A 17183-nucleotide genomic window follows, 5' to 3' on the forward strand; every position below is an offset into this window, starting at 1 on the left:
CCCACCTGATCCTCGGGCCCCGGTGTGTCGGCGTCACGGTCCGGCTGACTTCGGGTTCAACGGGGCGTGGAGCGGGAGCAATTCGCTGCCGACGGTGACCCTGGGCTGAGAAGGGTCAGAGAAGTCTGAGATTTTCCGAAGAAAACCTGGTCTGGCGTTCCTGCCGTAATAATTCGGACTTACGTTCCTCCTCGTGACTGGACGAGACCAGAACGACGAGAACGGGGACGACGGCAGACGGGCGGGCCGGCGGTCGAGGGTGCTGAAGACCGCCGGCCTGATCCTCGCGGGCGCCCTGGTGCTGGGCGCGGGGACGGCGGGCTGGGCCTACTGGCACCTGAACGACAACATCAAGAGCGTCGACATCAACAACGCCCTCGGCGACAACCGCCCGCAGCGGGCGATGACGACCCCGGCGCCCTCGACCTCCGAGTCGCCGCTGCCCACCGGGTCCCTGAACATCCTGGTCCTGGGCTCGGACTCGCGCACCGGCGAGGAGAACAAGGAGTTGGGCGGCGGCAGCAGCACGGGGGCCCGTTCGGACACCGCGATGGTGGTCCACATCGACGCCGGCCGCACGGAGTCGACGGTCGTCAGCATCCCGCGCGACACCCTCGTCACCCGCCCGTCCTGCCCCCTGTCGTCGGGTGGTTCGACGGAGGTGGCCTACGGCACGATGTTCAACAGCGCGTACGCGATCGGCGGCCCCGTCTGCGCGGTGGCGACGGTCGAGTCAGTCACCGGCATCCGCATGGACCACTACATCGAGATCGACTTCTCCGGCTTCGCCAAGCTGGTGGACGCGCTGGGCGGCGTCACGGTCACGACGGACGAGGACATCGACGACGAGGACAGCCACCTCCAACTGCAGGCAGGCACCCATCACTTGGACGGCGAACAGGCGCTGGCCCTGGCCCGCACCCGGCACGGCATCGGCGACGGCAGCGACCTGGGCCGCATAGGCCTGCAGCAGAAACTGGTGAAGGCCCTCCTGGACCAGATCTCCACCACGTCCCTGCTCACCGACCCGACCCGCCTCTACCGCGTCGCCGACGCGGTGACGGGCAGCCTCACGACGGACACGGGCCTGGACTCGCTGAGCGAGCTGATGAGCCTGGGGGAGAGCCTGAGCGGGCTGTCGTCGGACGCGGTGCGGACGGTCACGATGCCGGTGGTGCCGGCGGCGTCGAACCGGAATCGGGTGGTGGCGGACGAGCCGGAGGCGGGGGAGTTGTGGAGGTCGCTGCGGTAGGAGCGCGTTGGTTCGCGTACGCCTGAGGTGACTCCGCGCGCCCACGATGAACACGTTCGCTCCCTGTGGACGGAGGGGCGCGGAGGGTTCCGGGCGGCCATCATTCAGGTGTGCTCCGGGGCCGTTGAGAAGGGCGCGTGCGCGCCGGCGACTCGTCCGCGGTGGCAGGGCTGCCCGTGGGCATCGCCTCGCTGCTGATGGCCCTCGCGGACTTCTTCCGCCAGGAACCGGCGGTGCCCGACCCGGCGGCGTACGCCGACGACCTGGCGCGGACGCTCAGGGCGCAGTGGCTGGAGGAGGCGGAGGCCAGGCGGCTGCGCGACCCCCGGGTCCTGCCCCTCGCCTGGACGTCGACGGCCCGAGAGGTCGCCAGGGAAGGCGGGCCCGTCAGCGGGCCCGGTGGTCTTCAAGCCGATGACGTACGACGTGTTTTGGGGTGATTGGGATGGCGCCGTCTGGCGGGGCAGTGTCGATACCGGACCACACGCGGTGCTGGCACCACCGCGTCCGGTTCGTGACAGCGAGACAGGTGAACTGAAGGACCAGGCAGTCACCTCCTTGGCCTTCCATCCGGACGGCAAGATCCTCGCTGTCGGCCGTCCCGGGGAGCTGCAGCTCTGGGATGTGCGGCGACAGCCGCCGCGGCCGCTGCCTGGCGGAGGGGGCGATGTGGTCGGCAACCTGGCCTTCAGCCGGGACGGTGAATACCTCGCCGGACTGGATCATGGCCACCCGGACGAAGAGTGGTACAGAGTCTGCCTCAGGCGAGCCGACGCGCAGGGCGGGCTCAAATGACGTGGTGCTGGGCTCGCCCTGACCACCAGCCGCCAGGGTGACCGTCTGCTGGTGAGCAGTGGCCAGGCCAGTGAGTTGTGGCAGCTGGGAACGGACGGGTGGAGATTTGTCGCGATGCTCCCCGCCATGCCAGCGGGCGCTACTTCCGCCCCACCAACCCGTCCACCACCGCCCCCAACTGCTCAGCCACGTCGTACCCCGCCTTCATCTCCTCCCACTTCCCCGACAACTCGCTCATGCGCGGCAGCGCCTCCGCATCCTCCTCAGTGAGGAAAGCGGGGAAGAACGGCCGGCGCTCGGGGTCGGCGGCGCGGCGGGCGTCGGCTCGTCGGAAGACCAGGGCGCCATAGACGACGTACCAGATCGTGCGGTAGGCGTGGAGTGCCTGTTCCGGGGTCAGGCCGCAGGCGATCGCCGAGTCGATGATCTCCTCGGGCATCCACAGCGCGTCCTTGTCCGTGAGGTCGCCCAGGCTCAGCACGTCGATGACCCAGCTCATCTCGCTGAGGATCGCGTGCATATGCACGGCGGTGGTGAGAATGCGGTCGCGGGGGTCGGCGGGCAGGACCGGACGCGGGAAGGTCGCCGCCATGCCCCGCAGGGTGAGCAGGAGCAACTCGTCCTTGTCGCGCACATGGTGGTAGAGCGCCATCGGCGTCGCGCCCACCTTCTTGGCCACGCGGCGCATGGAGACGGCCTCGACGCCCTCCTCCTGGATGATCCGCCGGGCCACGTCGACGATCTGCTCCGCGGCGATGCGGGGCGGACGGCCGGCGGTGCGCCTACGACCCTGTGTCAGGCCCTCGGCCCGGCCCTCTGAGCTCGGTTTCTCTGCCACGGGGCCATTCTCTCTGGTTAATTTCTATACGCGTATATTAATCTGCCTGGCATGGTGGATACGGTCAACTCGCAGATACGCACCTCCCGTTGGTTGCTGCCGGTCCTGCTCACCGTGCAGTTCCTCGTCTCGCTCGACATGTCCGTCGTCAACGTCGCCCTGCCGGACATCCGTGCCGGCCTCGGCTTCGACGCCGGTTCACTGGCCTGGGTCGTCAACGCCTACGCGCTCACCTTCGGCGGACTGCTCATGCTGGGCGGCCGGCTCGACGACGTCGTGGGCCGGCGGCGGATCCTGATCGCCGGCTTCGTCGTCTTCGGCGTCGCGAGCCTCGCCGGCGGACTCGCCCAGGCTCCGGGCCAGTTGGTCGCGGCGCGGGCTGTGCAAGGCGTCGGCGCGGCCCTTCTGTCGCCGGTCGCGCTCGCCCTCGTCACCGTCAACTACCCGGCCGGTACGGCCCGTTCGCGTGCCCTGGGGATGTGGGGCGCCGCGGGTGCGGCCGGTGGGGCTGTCGGCGTTCTCGCGGGCGGGCTGCTCACCGACTGGTTCGGCTGGCGGTCGGTGATGCTGGTCAACGTGCCGGTGGTGGCCGCGGTCCTGGCCGCCGTACGGCCCGCAGTGCCCGCCGACCGGCGGGGGACCGGTGGCCGGCCGCGACTCGACGTCCTCGGCGCACTGCTCGTCACCGCCGGGACCTCGCTGCTCGTCCTGGGACTGGTACGCACCGAGACCCACGGCTGGGCGGCCTGGCAGAGCCTCGGCGTGCTGGGCGCGGCCGCCGTACTGCTGGCGGTCTTCGCCGTGACGGAGACCTGGGTACCGCACCCGCTGCTGCGGCTCGGGATCCTCGCCCGCGGGCCGGTCCTCGCGGCCAACGTCTTCGCGCTGCTGATGTCGGCGGGCCAGTTCGCCGCCTTCTACTTCACGTCCCTGTACATGCAGCAGGTGCTCGGCTACGGGCCGACGGCCGCCGGATGCGCGTTCCTGCCGTTCTGCGCCGGCATCGTGGCCGGTTCGGTGATCGCCGCGCGCACGGTCGGGCGGTACGGCGCCGGGGCACTGCTGGTGGTGGGCGGGCTGCTCGGGGCGGCGGGGTTCGCGTGGTTCGCGGCGGCGATGGCGGTGGACGGCGGCTTCCTGCTCTCCGTCCTCGGCCCGTCGGCGGTCGCCAGCGTGGGCATCGGCATGTGCTTCGTGCCGCTGGGCACGGCGGCCACGACCGGGGTCACCCCCGAGGAAGCGGGCATGGCGTCGGGTCTCCTCAACACCTCGCGGCAGGTGGGCGGGGCCGTGGGACTCGGGGTGCTGGTCACGGTGGCGGCGAGTGCGGGGGACGCAGCGGAGGGGGCGCAGGGGCTGATCGACGGCTATTCGGCGGCGTACTGGGTGGCGACCGGGCTGCTCGCGGTGGCTGCCGCGGCCGCCGGGTTCCTGCACGGAAAGGGCGCACCGCCTGCGGAAACACCGGCCGGAGAAAAATCTCCGAAGAAAAATGGCGAGCGTGTCGATCCGGGCGTCTCCCGTTCGACGCAGGGGTGAGAGGCCGGGAAGAACCCGGTCGCCGACCCCGAGACCCGAGGAGCCACCATGCCCCGCTACCTGTCCCTCGTCCGGATCGACGAGTCCACCGCGCCCGCCGAGGGCCCCAGCCCCGAACTGATGCAGCGCATGGGTGAACTGCTGGAGGAGATCACCAAGGCCGGCGTGATGCTCGACACCGCCGGCCTCACCCCGTCGGCCCAGGGCACCCGGGTGCACTGGGACGGCGCGAAGACCTCGGTCACCGACGGGCCCTTCACCGAGTCCAAGGAGGTCATCGGCGGCTACGCGATCATGCAGTGCAAGGACAAGGCCGAGGCGCTGGAGTGGGCCTCGCGGTTCCTGAAGGTCCACGGGGAGGAATGGCAGGTGACCTGCGAGGTGCGGGAGATCGCCGAGGGCTGATCCGCCCTCCTTGGATCCGCGGCCGTACAGGTGTTGCATGGTGGGCTGTGAAGCCGCAGCCCACCGCAGACACCGGCGGTACCCCGGACGACACGACAGCGACCATCGAAACGGTCTTCCGCATCGAGTCCCCGCGCGTCATCGCCGCCGTCACCCGCATGGTCCGCGACGTCGGCATCGCCGAGGAACTCGCGCAGGACGCGCTGGTCGCCGCGCTGGAGCAGTGGCCCCGGGACGGCGTCCCCGACAACCCCGGCGCCTGGCTCATGGCCACCGCCAAGCACCGCGCCGTCGACCTGATCCGGCGCCGGGAGAACTACGCCCGCAAGCTCGCGGAGATCGGCCGCGACCTGGAGACCACCGCACCGCACGAGGTGCCGCCAGCCCTCCACGACCCGGACGACATCGACGACGACCTGCTCCGCCTGGTCTTCACCACCTGCCACCCGGTGCTGTCACCTGAGGCCCGCATCGCCCTCACCCTCCGCCTGCTCGGCGGCCTGACGACACCGGAGATCGCCCGCGCGTTCCTGGTGCCGGAGGCCACGGTCGCCCAGCGCATCGTCCGCGCCAAGCGCACCCTCGCCGCGAAGAACGTCGCCTTCGAGGTCCCGTACGGCCCCGACCGCGAGGCCCGCCTCGGCTCGGTCCTGGAGGTCATCTACCTGATCTTCAACGAGGGCTACGCCGCCACGGCCGGCGACGACTGGCTGCGCCCGGCCCTGTGCGAGGACGCCCTGCGCCTGGCCCGCGTGCTGTCCGGCCTGATGCCCAAGGAGCCGGAGGTGCACGGCCTGACCTCGCTCCTGGAGTTCCAGGCCTCCCGTACGGCGGCCCGCACCGGCCCGTCCGGCGAACCGATCCTCCTCAAGGACCAGAACCGCACCCGCTGGAACCGCATGCTCATCGCCCGCGGCATCAAGGCCCTGTCCCGCGCGGACGCCACCACCACCGGCGCCCCCGGCCCGTACGCCCTCCAGGCCGCCATCGCCGCCTGCTACGCGCACGCGTACACCTACGAGGAGACGGACTGGAAGACCATCGCCACCCTGTACGGCCTCCTCGCCGCCCGATCCCCGTCCCCCGTGGTCGAGTTGAACCGCGCGGTCGCCGTCTCGATGGCCGAGGGCCCGGAGCCCGCACTGCGGATCGTCGAGACGATCGCCGCCGATCCCGCCCTTCGCGACTACCACTTGCTGCCGAGCGTGCGCGGAGACCTGCTCGCCCGCCTCGGCCGTACGGCGGAGGCGCGGGCGGAGTTCGAGCGGGCGGCGGCGCTGACGCGGAACGAGCGGGAGCGGGAGCTGCTGCTGCGCCGGGCGGCGGAGTCGTCGGAGACCCAGGGGGCCGCGGGATCCTCGGAGTCCTCCGAGTCCTCTGAGTCCTCTGAGTCCTCTGAGTCCTCCGAGCCCTCCTGACTCAGGCCGGGCGCCCCACCAGCATCGTCGGCGCCCCCGCCACCCGCGTCAGAAACACCGTCGCCGAATTGGGTCCCTGAGGCCTGACCTTCTTCCGCAGCTCCTCCGGCTCGACGGCCGACCCCCGCTTCTTCACGGTCAGCGTGCCGACCTCGCGCTCGCGCAGCAGCGACTTCAACTTCTTGACGCTGAAATGCAGTTGATCGGTGATCTCATAGGCCGTGGCGTACGGCGTCGGCCGCAGCTCGTCCCCCGTGACGTACGCGATGGTCGCGTCGATCAGCCCGCCGTCCAGCTGGTCGGCGACCTCGGCGACCAGATGCGCCCGGATGACGGCGCCGTCGGGCTCGTACAAGTACCGTCCGACAGACCGGACTTCAGGGTCGGGGAGGCGACGCGACAGCAGTGAGCGCGGTCCCGGCAACAGGGTGGCCCGCACCGCCCCGGGCTCCGTCCCGAACCACAGCACCGCCTCCTTCACATCGCCACCGTCCGAGATCCACTCGGCCTCGGCGTCCTCGGGAACGGCCTCATGGGGAATGCCCGGCGCGATCTTCAGCGCCGCACGGGGCGCCTTGCGCGCCGCCTCCACGGCCCAGGACAACGGCGGCGAATACGCCTCCGGGTCGAAGATCCTCCCGCGTCCGCCCCGCCGCGCCGGGTCGACGAACACGGCGTCACAGCCGCCCGTGTCCACCCCGACGACATCGGCCTCGCGCACCTCCACCAGGTCCCCGAGCCCCAGCGCCTCGACGTTCGCCCGCGCCACCGCCGCCGTCACCGGGTCCCGGTCCACCGCCAGCACCCGCACCCCGGCCCGCGCGAGCGCGATCGCGTCGCCGCCGATCCCGCAGCACAGGTCGGCGACCGAGCCGATCCCCAGCGCCTTCATCCGCCCGGCCCGGTACGCCGCGACACTCGCCCGCGTCGACTGCTCGACCCCGTTCGGCGTGAAGAACATCCGGCCCGCGTCCGCCGCCCCGAACTTCGCCACCGCCCGCTGCCGCAGCCGCGCCTGCCCGAGCGCCGCCGACACCAGCTCGACGGGGTGCTCGCGGCGCAGCCTTGTCGCGACGGCGAGTTCGTCGGCGGGGTCGGTGTCGCGCACGGCGTCGAGGAGGGCGCGGCCCTCGGGGGTGAGGAGGCAGGAGAAGGAGGCGAGGTCGTTCACCGGGTCATTGTCGGACAGGCGGTGGGGCGTCCGCGCACCGTGGGCCCGGTCGGCGGACCCGGCTCACCGTCGGCCGGTTGGTGGCCGCCCGCAGTGCTGGGCCGGTCGGTGACCGGCCCGTACCGCCGGCCGCTCGGTGGCTCGCCCGTGCCGTGTGGGCCACTCGGTGGATGGTCCGCCCCCGGCGGCGGTGTCGGCCCGGCTTCGGGGCGGGTGCCTGCGAAGATCCGGCTCCATGCGAGTAGTAGGACAAAATGACAAAAGTCACCGCAATGGGTCAGCCGAAGAGCGTGGTCGGCGTGGGCGTGGATATCGGGCAGCCGGACGTTCGCGGGTACGGGGCGGGATCGCCGTCCTCGCCGTGGCCGCCATCGCCTCGGGATGTGCGCCGGCCGGCGACGGCGGATCCGAGGCCGGACGCCCCACCGCGAGCCGACAGCCCCTCAAGGCCCCGCCACCGGCCGCCACCGCGTCCCCGGACAAGGGCCCGCACGCCAAGGGCCCCCAGTCCAAGAAGTTCCAGTCCCCCAGAGCCGCCCACGCCGCCCGAGTCGCCGCCGCCAGACGCTGGCGTCTGGCAAACGTCCCGCTCGTGCCCCCACCGCCCCCCGCCAGGAAGCCGGAGATCACCACCCGCGAGGGCTTCGAGGTCGACGGACACGAGGAGCTCGGTCTCCCGCCGGTCTTCACCACCGTCCCCACCAGGCAGAAGGTCGTCTTCCTCACGATCGACGACGGCGCCGAGAAGGACCCGGCGTTCCTGCGGATGATGAGCGACCTGCAGGTGCCGTACACCGCCTTCCTCAGCGACTACCTGATCAAGGAGGACTACGGCTACTTCAGGCGGATGCAGGCGAGCGGCGTGGTCCTGAACAACCACACCCTCCACCACCCCTACCTCCCCGCCCTGTCCTACCCCCGCCAGAGGCGTGAGATCTGCGGCATGCAGCAGGTGATCGAGGAGCGCTACGGCAAGCGCCCGCTGCTGTTCCGCCCGCCCTTCGGCAACTACGACAGGAACACCCTGCGCGCCGCGAAGTACTGCGGCATCGAATACGTCCCCCTGTGGAACGAGGAGGTCTTCGTCGACCACTGGGACTACCGGGAGTGGGACAGGAAGATCCGTCCGGGCGACATCGTCCTCACTCACTTCCGGGGCAGGGAGGACTGGAAGGGCACAATGCCCGACATGATCCGCCGATTCCTGAACAAGGTGACGGCCGAGGGGTATGCGGTGGCCCGGCTGGAGGACTACCTGTGAGGTCGGGTCCGGTGCCGCCGGCGCTGGCGGCCGTCGTCATGGCGTACGCCCTGCTCACCGGCTGCGCCCAGCCGGCCGGGTCGGTGGCCCCCGGCGCGGCCACGGCCGAACGGCCGACCGGCACGGTGACACACGACGCCCGGCCGGCTAAGGACCCCACGCCCAGGGCACAGCCGTACCGCCGCTGGGGCCTGACCGCCCCGCTGTCCGCACCCCCGTCACCACCCGCCCGGCGGATGCCGACACGCCCGGGCGGCCCGCTGCCCGTCGTGGACCGTGTCCCCACCCGCGACAAGGTCGTCTTCCTCACCTACGACGACGGCGCCGAGAAGGACCCCCGCTTCGTCGACATGGTCCGTGAACTGCGGCTGCCCGTCAGCATGTTCCTCACGGACAGCGTGGTCGGCCCGGGCTACGGCCACTTCGCGCGCCTGCGCTCGGTGGGTGCCTCCATCCAGAACCACACCCTCGATCACGCCGCCCTGCGCGGCCTGCCGTACGCCGGCCAGCGCGCCGAGATCTGCGGCCAGCAGAACAAGCTCCGCGCCCGCTTCGGCATCCGCCCCCACCTCTTCCGCCCGCCCTACGGCACGTACGACGCCACGACACTCCGCGCGGCGGCCGACTGTGGCGTGACGGCTGTCGTGCTGTGGCGCGCGGCCATGGAGGGCGACGGCGAACTGACGTACGCGCAGGGCCCCGGCCGCCTGCGCCCCGGCGACATCGTCTCCGTCCCTTCGGGTGAACCGACCGGCATGTCCCTGAGGAAGCGGACGACGAGGCTCCTGAGGGAGATCCAGGGGCAGGGTCTGGCGGTAGGCCGCCTGGAGGACTACCTGTAGCCCCACCAGCCCCTCCGGCGCTCGAGGACGAGGCCGTTCAGGCCGAAGGAGGTCTGGGGGCACAGCCCCCAGAACGACCGCCACGGCGACGTCGGCGACCAGGAAACTCGGCTCGGCCGGCGCAGCGAGTTAGCAGTCCGCTTGACCGAGTGCTAATCGCGGTCATAGTCTCGGCTCTGGCACTCCCCCCTGGAGAGTGCCAACAACGCGACGGGCAGGTCCGGCACCCGCGACGACGGATCCACCTGGTCGCCACCTCAGACAGTTAACCCCGTGAGATCTCCGAAGGGGGAGGTCGGATCGTGACGACCGCCAGCTCCAAGGTTGCCATCAAGCCGCTCGAGGACCGCATCGTGGTCCAGCCGCTGGACGCCGAGCAGACCACGGCCTCTGGCCTGGTCATTCCGGACACCGCCAAGGAGAAGCCCCAGGAGGGCGTCGTCCTGGCCGTGGGCCCGGGCCGCTTCGAGAACGGCGAGCGCCTGCCGCTCGACGTCAAGACCGGCGACATCGTGCTGTACAGCAAGTACGGCGGCACCGAGGTGAAGTACAACGGCGAGGAGTACCTCGTCCTCTCGGCTCGCGACGTGCTCGCGATCATCGAGAAGTAATTCATCTCAGGCACATTTTGCTTGTGAGCTGCGCCCCGGGCCCCCGCGACCTTATGAAGCCGGGCGTCAGGGGCGCAGTTCGTTTCACCCACGTTTTCCGAGAGGGCTGAACCGCTCCCATGGCGAAGATCCTGAAGTTCGACGAGGACGCCCGTCGCGCCCTCGAGCGCGGCGTCAACAAGCTGGCCGACACGGTCAAGGTGACGATCGGCCCCAAGGGCCGCAACGTCGTCATCGACAAGAAGTTCGGCGCCCCCACCATCACCAACGACGGTGTCACGATCGCCCGTGAGGTCGAGATCGAGGACCCGTACGAGAACCTCGGTGCCCAGCTGGTGAAGGAGGTGGCGACCAAGACCAACGACATCGCGGGTGACGGTACGACCACCGCCACCGTGCTCGCCCAGGCGCTGGTGCGCGAGGGCCTGAAGAACGTCGCCGCGGGTGCCTCCCCGGCCGCGCTCAAGAAGGGCATCGACGCCGCCGTCGCGGCCGTCTCCGAGGACCTCCTCGCCTCGGCCCGCCCGATCGACGAGAAGTCCGACATCGCCGCCGTCGCCGCGCTGTCCGCCCAGGACCAGCAGGTCGGCGAGCTCATCGCCGAGGCGATGGACAAGGTCGGCAAGGACGGTGTCATCACCGTCGAGGAGTCCAACACCTTCGGTCTGGAGCTGGACTTCACCGAGGGCATGGCCTTCGACAAGGGCTACCTGTCGCCGTACTTCGTGACGGACCAGGAGCGCATGGAGGCCGTCCTGGAGGACCCGTACATCCTCATCAACCAGGGCAAGATCTCCTCCATCCAGGACCTGCTGCCGCTGCTGGAGAAGGTCATCCAGTCGGGTGCCTCCAAGCCGCTGCTGATCATCGCCGAGGACGTCGAGGGCGAGGCCCTGTCGACCCTGGTCGTCAACAAGATCCGCGGCACCTTCAACGCGGTCGCGGTCAAGGCCCCCGGCTTCGGTGACCGCCGCAAGGCGATGCTCCAGGACCTGGCGGTCCTCACCGGCGCCACGGTCATCTCCGAGGAGGTCGGCCTCAAGCTCGACCAGGCCGACCTGGACGTGCTGGGCTCCGCCCGCCGTGTCACGGTCACCAAGGACGACACGACCGTCGTCGACGGTGCCGGCAACGCCGAGGACGTCACGGGTCGCGTCGCCCAGATCAAGGCCGAGATCGAGAACACCGACTCCGACTGGGACCGCGAGAAGCTCCAGGAGCGCCTCGCGAAGCTGGCCGGCGGCGTGTGCGTGATCAAGGTCGGCGCCGCCACCGAGGTGGAGCTGAAGGAGAAGAAGCACCGTCTGGAGGACGCCATCTCCGCGACCCGCGCCGCGGTCGAGGAGGGCATCGTCTCCGGTGGTGGCTCCGCTCTGGTCCACGCCGTGAAGGTCCTCGAGGGCAACCTCGACAAGACCGGCGACGAGGCCACCGGTGTCTCCGTGGTCCGCAAGGCCGCCGTCGAGCCGCTGCGCTGGATCGCCGAGAACGCCGGCCTCGAGGGCTACGTCATCGTCTCCAAGGTGGCCGAGCTCGAGAAGGGCAACGGCTACAACGCCGCGACCGGCGAGTACGGCGACCTGGTCAAGGCCGGCGTCATCGACCCGGTCAAGGTCACCCGCTCCGCCCTGGAGAACGCCGCCTCCATCGCCTCCCTCCTCCTGACGACCGAGACCCTGGTCGTCGAGAAGAAGGAAGAGGAGGAGCCGGCGGCCGCCGGTGGCCACGGCCACGGGCACGCCCACTGAGCCCAGGCTCTCCCGGCCGGCCGCCCTCACCGGGCAAGCAGGCAGAAAGGCCCCGGTCCCGCACACACGCGCGGGACCGGGGCCTTCCCCTTCGCGGGCGTCACTGACCGAGTACCCCCAACTGCTCCAGCAGACCCGCCCGGTCGTAGAGCCAGCGGCTCTCGCAGATCCTGCCGTCCCGGAACCGCTGCCAGGTCATGCCCTGCATGGTCACGTCCTGCCCGGTCGCCGGAATCCCCAGGAACTCACCTTTGTGCCGGGCGACCCACGTCCACCGCGTGCACACCTGGTCCTCCTGGGCCATCTGGTCGTCGATCCGGAACGTGAAGTCGAACGCGGCACGCCACCCCGCGTACTGCTCCCGCACCCCCGCGACACCCTGCACGGGCTGCGGATACGACGGATCGTGGTCCACGTAGTCGTCGGTGAGATGCTCCCCGATCCGCTCCGGCGCCATCTTCCCCATGGCCTCGAAGAAGGCCCGCGCCGCCAGGACGTTCAACTGCTCGTCCCGCACGACGTCGAGATCGGTGAACGTCGGCGTCTCGTCACAGAGCGCGACCATCTCCTGGAAGATCCGATCGGTCTCGGGCAGATTCGAGTTCCGCATCGCGTCCTCGTACGACGGGAACTCCACGATCTCGATGAAGTGCGCGGAGTCCGACCGGTCCTTCCCGATGACGTCGTGCGTCGCGGTCCGCTTCCCCTTGGTCTGCTCGACCCACCTGTCCATCAGCCGGTTCATCTCGTCGAAACGGCTGGTCCTGCAATCGATGAGCTGCACGAAGGTCATGACGTCGACGCCTCCCGGTGCCCCTGGATGCGGCTGAACAGCACCATTCTCCTCGCCGGAGGGGCGGTGTGCCTCTCGTACGGTGACGAGCTCGTGCCCGGTGACGAGCACGACAGCGCCCGCCGCCGTGCCGGTCCCCGCCAAAGCCTTCCGGCGCCCGCCTACTGCGGCCCGTACTTGCGCCCCGTCCGCGAACTGATCCCCCCGAGCACCCCCCGGGGCACGACCTTCACCACGCCCATCAACGCCTTGTACCGAGGGTCCGGGATCGACACCGCCTTCCCCCGCGCCAGATCACCGAGCGCCGCCTCCACCAGCTTGTCCGCGTCGAGCCACATCCACCCCGGGATGTTGTCCGTCCCCATCCCGGCCCGCTCATGGAACTCGGTCCGCACGAACCCCGGGCACAGCGCCATGAGCCGCACGCCGCTCCCCGCCAGATCCCGTGCGGCTCCCTGCGTGAACTGCACGACCCACGCCTTGGACGCGCCGTACGTCCCGCGCGGCAGGAAGGCCGCCACGGAGGCGACGTTCACGACACCGCCGCGCCCCCGCTCCCGCATCGCCTCCGCCGCGGCCGACGTCAGCCGCAGTACCGCCTCGCAGTGCACCTTGAGCATCTTCAGCTCGTCGGCCATGGAGACGTCGAGGTAGCGGCCCTTGTTGCCGAAGCCGGCGTTGTTGATCAGCAGGTCGACGGGGTTGCGGCGATCGCTCAGACGGGCGGCGACGGTCTCGATGCCGGCGTCCTCGGCGAGGTCGGCCGAGAGCACCTCCGCCTCGATGCCGTGCCGGTCGTGCAGCTCGGTGGCCTGCTCCCGCAGCCGCTTGGTGTCCCGGGCCACCAGGACGAGGTCGTGCCCGTCCGCCGCCAGCCGTCGCGCGAACGCGGCGCCGATGCCCGCGGTCGATCCCGTAATCAATGCCGTTGTCATGGCCCAACATTAGTGACCTGGACTGCGCGCATCCGCTTACTGCACAGGCCCCGTCCATCAGTGAAGCCCCGGCGAAGACGCCTCTCCTGTGAGAGCCCGTCAGGCCCCTTGCTCCGCCCCGCACTTGCGAACCGCCTTCAACGACTCAGGATGCGGCGCATCGCCCGCCCGCCCTTCACGGTGGGTGACCAGAAATCAAAGTGTCCTTGCGCTGTACGGCGATGAGCCCAAGGATCACTTATGCTCGACCTGTGATCGAGGCCCGTCATCTCCGTGTGCTGCGCGCCGTCTCCGCCACCGGTTCCTTCTCCGCGGCGGGGCGTGAACTGGGCTGCACCCAGCCCGCCGTCAGCCAGCAGATGAAGGCCCTGGAGGCGTCCGTCGGCACGCCGCTGCTGATCCGCAGCGGTCGCGAGATGCGGCTGACCCAGGCAGGTGAGGCACTGGTGCGGCATGCCGCCGGGATCCTGGCGGGACTCACCGCCGCCGAGGAGGAGGTCGCCGCCATCGCCGGGCTGCGCGCCGGGCGCGTGCGCCTCGTCTCCTTCCCCAGCGGCAGCTCCACCCTCGTCCCGACGGCCCTCGCCGCCCTGCGCGCCGCCCACCCCGGCACCCGCGTCTTTCTGGAGGAGGCCGAACCGCCGCAGTCCGTCGAGCTGCTGCGCGAGGGCGACTGCGACGTGGCCCTCGCCTTCCGGTACGAGGGCGCGGCCCAGGAAGGGGAGTGGGACGACCTCGTCGTACGCCCGCTGCTGACCGACCGGCTCGTCGCCCTGGTACCCGAACGTCACCGGCTCGCCCGCACCGTTCCGTCGGGTTCCATCGCCATCGGCGAGCTCGCCGCCGAGCCGTGGATCGCCGGATGCCCGCGTTGCCGGAGCCAGTTGATCGAGGTGTGCGAGAGCGCCGGTTTCACGCCCCGCATCGACTTCGCCACGGACGACTACCCGGCGGTCGTCGGCCTGGTAGGCGCCGGCCTGGGCGTGGCCGTCCTGCCTCAGCTCGCCGTCGAGTCGGTACGGCCGCGAGGGGTGCGCATGGTGACGCTGGAACCGGCGGTCCGGCGGGAGATCGTCGCGCTCACCCTGCCCGACCTGGCGCAGGTGCCGGCCGTGGCGGCGACGCTGGAGCAGTTGGCGCGAGCCGCCGCCCGCTAGTCAGAAGGAAGGGCACGCGTGTGCGTGCCCTGCTTGGAGAAACGTTCCTTCAGTTGTGGGAAGCGGACTCCCCGCTGGCCGTCGACGCCGAGACCAACCGGTTGCGTGCCCGCCCCATGAGCTCCTCGCGCTCGTCCTCGGTCAAGCCGCCCCAGACGCCGTACGGTTCGCGGACCGCCAGCGCATGCGCCGCGCACTGCGCGCGCACCGGGCACCTCATGCAGACCTCCTTGGCCGAGTTCTCACGAGCGCTCCGAGCCGCACCGCGTTCGCCCTCGGGATGAAAGAAGAGCGAGCTGTCCACCCCGCGACAGGCGGCCAGGAGCTGCCAGTCCCACAGGTCCGCGTTCGGTCCGGGAAGGCGGGAGAAATCTGCCATTGCGTGACCCCTTGTAGCCGTTCTGGGCGGATACGGTGCTCACGACCGTACATCTACGATCTAAGGAGATGAAAATATGACTCATTGCGAATCTAGCCCCAAACGCCAAGAAACGGGAAGAAAAACGGCTGAATGGGGCATGGGTTGTGATGAAACGTTGTGGGTCCGCCCCGCATGTCTGCACCGTGTCCGCCCCCTCACGTAGAGTGCCGAAGATGGCACACGGCCCCGTAACTCTTTCGAGTGACCGTCGTTGAGAGGGCGAGGCGGTTGAAGGAACAAGCGCTCGGGCAGGCGTCCGAGACGGTCGACCGCTCAGGTGACGATTTCGTACCAGCCTGGAGGCTCAAGGTGACGTGCATCAGCTGCGGAGGGCGGCCATGACATCCGTCCTCGTCTGCGACGACTCCCCGCTTGCCCGAGAGGCGCTCCGCCGCGCGGTCGCGACCGTGCCCGGCGTCGAGCGCGTGACGACGGCGGCCAACGGCGAGGAAGTCCTCCGCCGCTGGGGCGCCGACCGCTCGGACCTGATTCTGATGGACGTACGCATGCCCGGTCTGGGCGGCGTAGAGACCGTGCGGCGGTTGCTGTCCGCCGACCCCGGTGCGCGCATCATCATGCTCACCGTCGCCGAGGACCTGGACGGCGTGGCCCTCGCGGTCGCCGCCGGTGCCCGCGGCTATCTGCACAAGGACGCCTCGCGCGCGGAGCTGCGTGCCACGGTGACGCAGGCGCTGGCCGACCCGACCTGGCGCCTCGCTCCCCGTCGGCTGCGCTCCGCCGAGATGGGTGCCGCGCCGACGCTCACGGCGCGTGAGATCCAGGTGCTCGAGGGAATGAGCCACGGTCGTTCCAACGCGGAGATCGGTCGCGAGCTGTTCCTGTCCGAGGACACCGTGAAGACCCACGCCCGGCGGCTGTTCAAGAAGCTCGGCGCTTCTGACCGGGCCCACGCGGTGGCGCTCGGGTTCCGTTGGGGCCTGGTTCGCTAGGAGCTCGGTCCTGCAGGCCGTTGCTGTGTGCGGGTCGTTTGCGGCTGGTCGCGCCCACGCGGCGGAGCCGCATGATGTCCCGGCCCGCGCCCCCTTGTGGGGCGCGGTTGCGGGGTCGGCCAAAGCGGCCCTGTCGGTGCCCGCTGCTTGTTTCGGCGCGGATGCCGCATCCTTGAGATGTGGAGTCTCTCGGGGACGAGTCGGTCGAGCGGAAGGGGAGGGCGCAGGGGATGAGTGCCGGCGCACCTACTCATAACGCTTCGGTGCACAACATCGGGCGCGATGCAACGGACCACACGGCCACAAGGCACCATGGACCGATGCGCGACGACGAGGCGGCCAATGCCGCAGGGGCGATCGGTGCACTCGTCCATCGCGCCGTCGACGGAGACGAGCAGGCCACACACGATCTGCTCGCGCACGTCCACCCCCTGGCCCTGCGCTACTGCCGCACCAGGCTGTCGCGCCTGCCGGGCGACGCGCGGCACTTCGTCGAGGACCTCGCCCAGGAGGTCTGCGTCGCCGTCCTGCTCGCGCTGCCGCGCTACAAGGACACCGGCCGCCCCTTCGAGGCGTTCGTCTTCGCGATCGCCGCGCACAAGGTGGCCGACCTGCAGCGGGCCGCGATGCGGCACCCGGGGTCCACGGCGGTTCCGTCGGACGAGATGCCCGAGCGCCCGGACGACTCCCTCGGCCCGGAGGAGCGGGCGCTGCTGAGCAGCGACGCCGAATGGGCCAAGAAGCTGCTGGCCAACCTGCCCGAGAACCAGCGGGAGCTGCTGCTGCTGAGGATCGCGGTGGGGTTGACCGCGGAAGAGACGGGTCAGATGTTGGGAATGTCACCCGGCGCGGTCCGGGTGGCCCAGCACAGGGCGCTGAGCAGGCTGCGAGCACTGGCGGAGCAGTAGCGCTTCCCGTGCGCTCCCTTGAGTGCGCCCCCAAATGAACAGGCTTCTCCTCGGTTCCGTACGAACATACGAAGCCCGGAGCCATACACAACCGTGGAATTTGCGAGCTGTGCTTCCCGTTAGCATGGACATCCGCACC

At 70.4% G+C, this 17183-nt stretch carries 18 protein-coding genes; 13 read left to right on the forward strand and 5 right to left on the reverse strand.

Annotated features, from left to right (window positions below; all coding sequences use genetic code 11):
* The first annotated feature begins 193 nt into the window (after nt 1-193).
* The 3 genes from EJ357_RS28055 (at nt 194) to EJ357_RS28065 (ending at nt 2047) form a co-directional block, all read left to right on the forward strand.
* Nucleotides 194-1252, forward strand: coding sequence for an LCP family protein (locus tag EJ357_RS28055; RefSeq protein WP_126394311.1), 1059 nt, complete (start codon nt 194-196; stop codon nt 1250-1252).
* Nucleotides 1253-1389: 137 nt separating this feature from the next.
* On the forward strand, nt 1390-1692 hold the full coding sequence (locus tag EJ357_RS28060; protein WP_126394312.1) for a hypothetical protein: 303 nt from the start codon (nt 1390-1392) through the stop codon (nt 1690-1692).
* Nucleotides 1667-2047, forward strand: a complete 381-nt coding sequence (locus EJ357_RS28065; RefSeq protein WP_126394313.1) for a WD40 repeat domain-containing protein — start codon at nt 1667-1669, stop codon at nt 2045-2047. The genes EJ357_RS28060 and EJ357_RS28065 overlap by 26 nt, the downstream gene beginning before the upstream one ends.
* 139 nt (nt 2048-2186) lie before the next feature.
* Here the strand turns inward: EJ357_RS28065 and EJ357_RS28070 are convergent, their stop codons facing one another.
* On the reverse strand, nt 2187-2885 hold the full coding sequence (locus tag EJ357_RS28070; protein ID WP_126394314.1) for a TetR/AcrR family transcriptional regulator: 699 nt from the start codon (nt 2883-2885) through the stop codon (nt 2187-2189).
* Nucleotides 2886-2936: 51 nt separating this feature from the next.
* Between EJ357_RS28070 and EJ357_RS28075 the strand changes: the two genes are divergently transcribed.
* Genes EJ357_RS28075 through EJ357_RS28085 form a run of 3 tightly spaced genes read left to right on the forward strand, consistent with a single transcriptional unit; the run spans nt 2937 to nt 6247 of the window.
* Nucleotides 2937-4424 carry an MFS transporter gene (locus EJ357_RS28075; protein ID WP_126394315.1) on the forward strand — a complete coding sequence of 496 codons (1488 nt, stop codon included), beginning with the start codon at nt 2937-2939 and terminating at the stop codon, nt 4422-4424.
* A 48-nt stretch (nt 4425-4472) separates the two neighbouring features.
* Nucleotides 4473-4829, forward strand: coding sequence for a YciI family protein (locus tag EJ357_RS28080; protein WP_126394316.1), 357 nt, complete (start codon nt 4473-4475; stop codon nt 4827-4829).
* Nucleotides 4830-4876: 47 nt separating this feature from the next.
* Complete coding sequence (locus EJ357_RS28085) at nt 4877-6247, forward strand: RNA polymerase sigma factor (protein WP_228472624.1); 1371 nt, start codon at nt 4877-4879, stop codon at nt 6245-6247.
* 1 nt (nt 6248) lies between these two features.
* On the opposite strand, the gene EJ357_RS28090 is transcribed toward EJ357_RS28085, so the two are convergent.
* Nucleotides 6249-7418: a THUMP-like domain-containing protein gene (locus EJ357_RS28090; protein WP_175647546.1), complete on the reverse strand. Its 1170-nt coding sequence runs from the start codon at nt 7416-7418 to the stop codon at nt 6249-6251.
* Nucleotides 7419-7653: 235 nt separating this feature from the next.
* On the opposite strand from EJ357_RS28090, the gene EJ357_RS28095 reads away from it, so the two are divergent.
* The 4 genes from EJ357_RS28095 to groL all read left to right on the forward strand — a co-directional run bounded on the left by EJ357_RS28095 (nt 7654) and on the right by groL (nt 11880).
* Entirely contained in the window at nt 7654-8679 is a 1026-nt protein-coding gene (locus EJ357_RS28095) for a polysaccharide deacetylase family protein (RefSeq protein WP_126394319.1), read from the forward strand.
* Nucleotides 8680-8717: 38 nt separating this feature from the next.
* On the forward strand, nt 8718-9521 hold the full coding sequence (locus EJ357_RS28100; RefSeq protein ID WP_126400115.1) for a polysaccharide deacetylase family protein: 804 nt from the start codon (nt 8718-8720) through the stop codon (nt 9519-9521).
* Nucleotides 9522-9823: 302 nt separating this feature from the next.
* Nucleotides 9824-10132, forward strand: coding sequence for a co-chaperone GroES (gene groES / locus EJ357_RS28105; RefSeq protein ID WP_055493212.1), 309 nt, complete (start codon nt 9824-9826; stop codon nt 10130-10132).
* Between the two features lie 119 nt (nt 10133-10251).
* Complete coding sequence (gene groL, locus EJ357_RS28110) at nt 10252-11880, forward strand: chaperonin GroEL (protein ID WP_126394320.1); 1629 nt, start codon at nt 10252-10254, stop codon at nt 11878-11880.
* A gap of 100 nt (nt 11881-11980) precedes the next feature.
* Here groL and EJ357_RS28115 read toward each other — a convergent pair whose 3' ends face one another.
* Nucleotides 11981-12673, reverse strand: a complete 693-nt coding sequence (locus EJ357_RS28115; RefSeq protein ID WP_126394321.1) for an ester cyclase — start codon at nt 12671-12673, stop codon at nt 11981-11983.
* Nucleotides 12674-12834: 161 nt separating this feature from the next.
* A complete protein-coding gene (locus EJ357_RS28120) occupies nt 12835-13608 on the reverse strand; it encodes an SDR family NAD(P)-dependent oxidoreductase (protein WP_126394322.1) in 774 nt (257 codons plus the stop codon).
* A 251-nt stretch (nt 13609-13859) separates the two neighbouring features.
* Here EJ357_RS28120 and EJ357_RS28125 point away from each other — a divergent pair, with 251 nt between their 5' ends.
* Complete coding sequence (locus EJ357_RS28125; RefSeq protein ID WP_126394323.1) at nt 13860-14765, forward strand: LysR family transcriptional regulator; 906 nt, start codon at nt 13860-13862, stop codon at nt 14763-14765.
* Between the two features lie 49 nt (nt 14766-14814).
* Here the strand turns inward: EJ357_RS28125 and EJ357_RS28130 are convergent, their stop codons facing one another.
* Nucleotides 14815-15144, reverse strand: coding sequence for a WhiB family transcriptional regulator (locus EJ357_RS28130; RefSeq protein ID WP_126394324.1), 330 nt, complete (start codon nt 15142-15144; stop codon nt 14815-14817).
* Nucleotides 15145-15524: 380 nt separating this feature from the next.
* Between EJ357_RS28130 and EJ357_RS28135 the strand changes: the two genes are divergently transcribed.
* Complete coding sequence (locus tag EJ357_RS28135; RefSeq protein WP_003948568.1) at nt 15525-16136, forward strand: response regulator transcription factor; 612 nt, start codon at nt 15525-15527, stop codon at nt 16134-16136.
* Between the two features lie 320 nt (nt 16137-16456).
* Nucleotides 16457-17044, forward strand: a complete 588-nt coding sequence (locus EJ357_RS28140) for a sigma-70 family RNA polymerase sigma factor (RefSeq protein ID WP_115906402.1) — start codon at nt 16457-16459, stop codon at nt 17042-17044.
* Nucleotides 17045-17183: the final 139 nt, after the last annotated feature.

This window comes from Streptomyces cyaneochromogenes, from assembly GCF_003963535.1.
Taxonomy (GTDB): Bacteria; Actinomycetota; Actinomycetes; order Streptomycetales; family Streptomycetaceae; genus Streptomyces; species Streptomyces shaanxiensis.

Bases quoted from the DNA above. Each gene is read 5' to 3' on its own strand.
- EJ357_RS28080 (WP_126394316.1), top strand. From the start codon at position 4,473: ATGCCCCGCTACCTGTCCCTCGTCCGGATCGACGAGTCCACCGCGCCC.
- EJ357_RS28075 (WP_126394315.1), top strand. From the start codon at position 2,937: ATGGTGGATACGGTCAACTCGCAGATACGCACCTCCCGTTGGTTGCTG.
- EJ357_RS28140 (WP_115906402.1), top strand. From the start codon at position 16,457: ATGCGCGACGACGAGGCGGCCAATGCCGCAGGGGCGATCGGTGCACTC.
- EJ357_RS28115 (WP_126394321.1), bottom strand. From the start codon at position 12,673: ATGACCTTCGTGCAGCTCATCGATTGCAGGACCAGCCGTTTCGACGAG.
- EJ357_RS28065 (WP_126394313.1), top strand. From the start codon at position 1,667: ATGACGTACGACGTGTTTTGGGGTGATTGGGATGGCGCCGTCTGGCGG.
- EJ357_RS28130 (WP_126394324.1), bottom strand. From the start codon at position 15,144: ATGGCAGATTTCTCCCGCCTTCCCGGACCGAACGCGGACCTGTGGGAC.
- EJ357_RS28135 (WP_003948568.1), top strand. From the start codon at position 15,525: ATGACATCCGTCCTCGTCTGCGACGACTCCCCGCTTGCCCGAGAGGCG.
- EJ357_RS28120 (WP_126394322.1), bottom strand. From the start codon at position 13,608: ATGACAACGGCATTGATTACGGGATCGACCGCGGGCATCGGCGCCGCG.
- EJ357_RS28095 (WP_126394319.1), top strand. From the start codon at position 7,654: ATGCGAGTAGTAGGACAAAATGACAAAAGTCACCGCAATGGGTCAGCC.
- groL (WP_126394320.1), top strand. From the start codon at position 10,252: ATGGCGAAGATCCTGAAGTTCGACGAGGACGCCCGTCGCGCCCTCGAG.
- EJ357_RS28100 (WP_126400115.1), top strand. From the start codon at position 8,718: ATGGCGTACGCCCTGCTCACCGGCTGCGCCCAGCCGGCCGGGTCGGTG.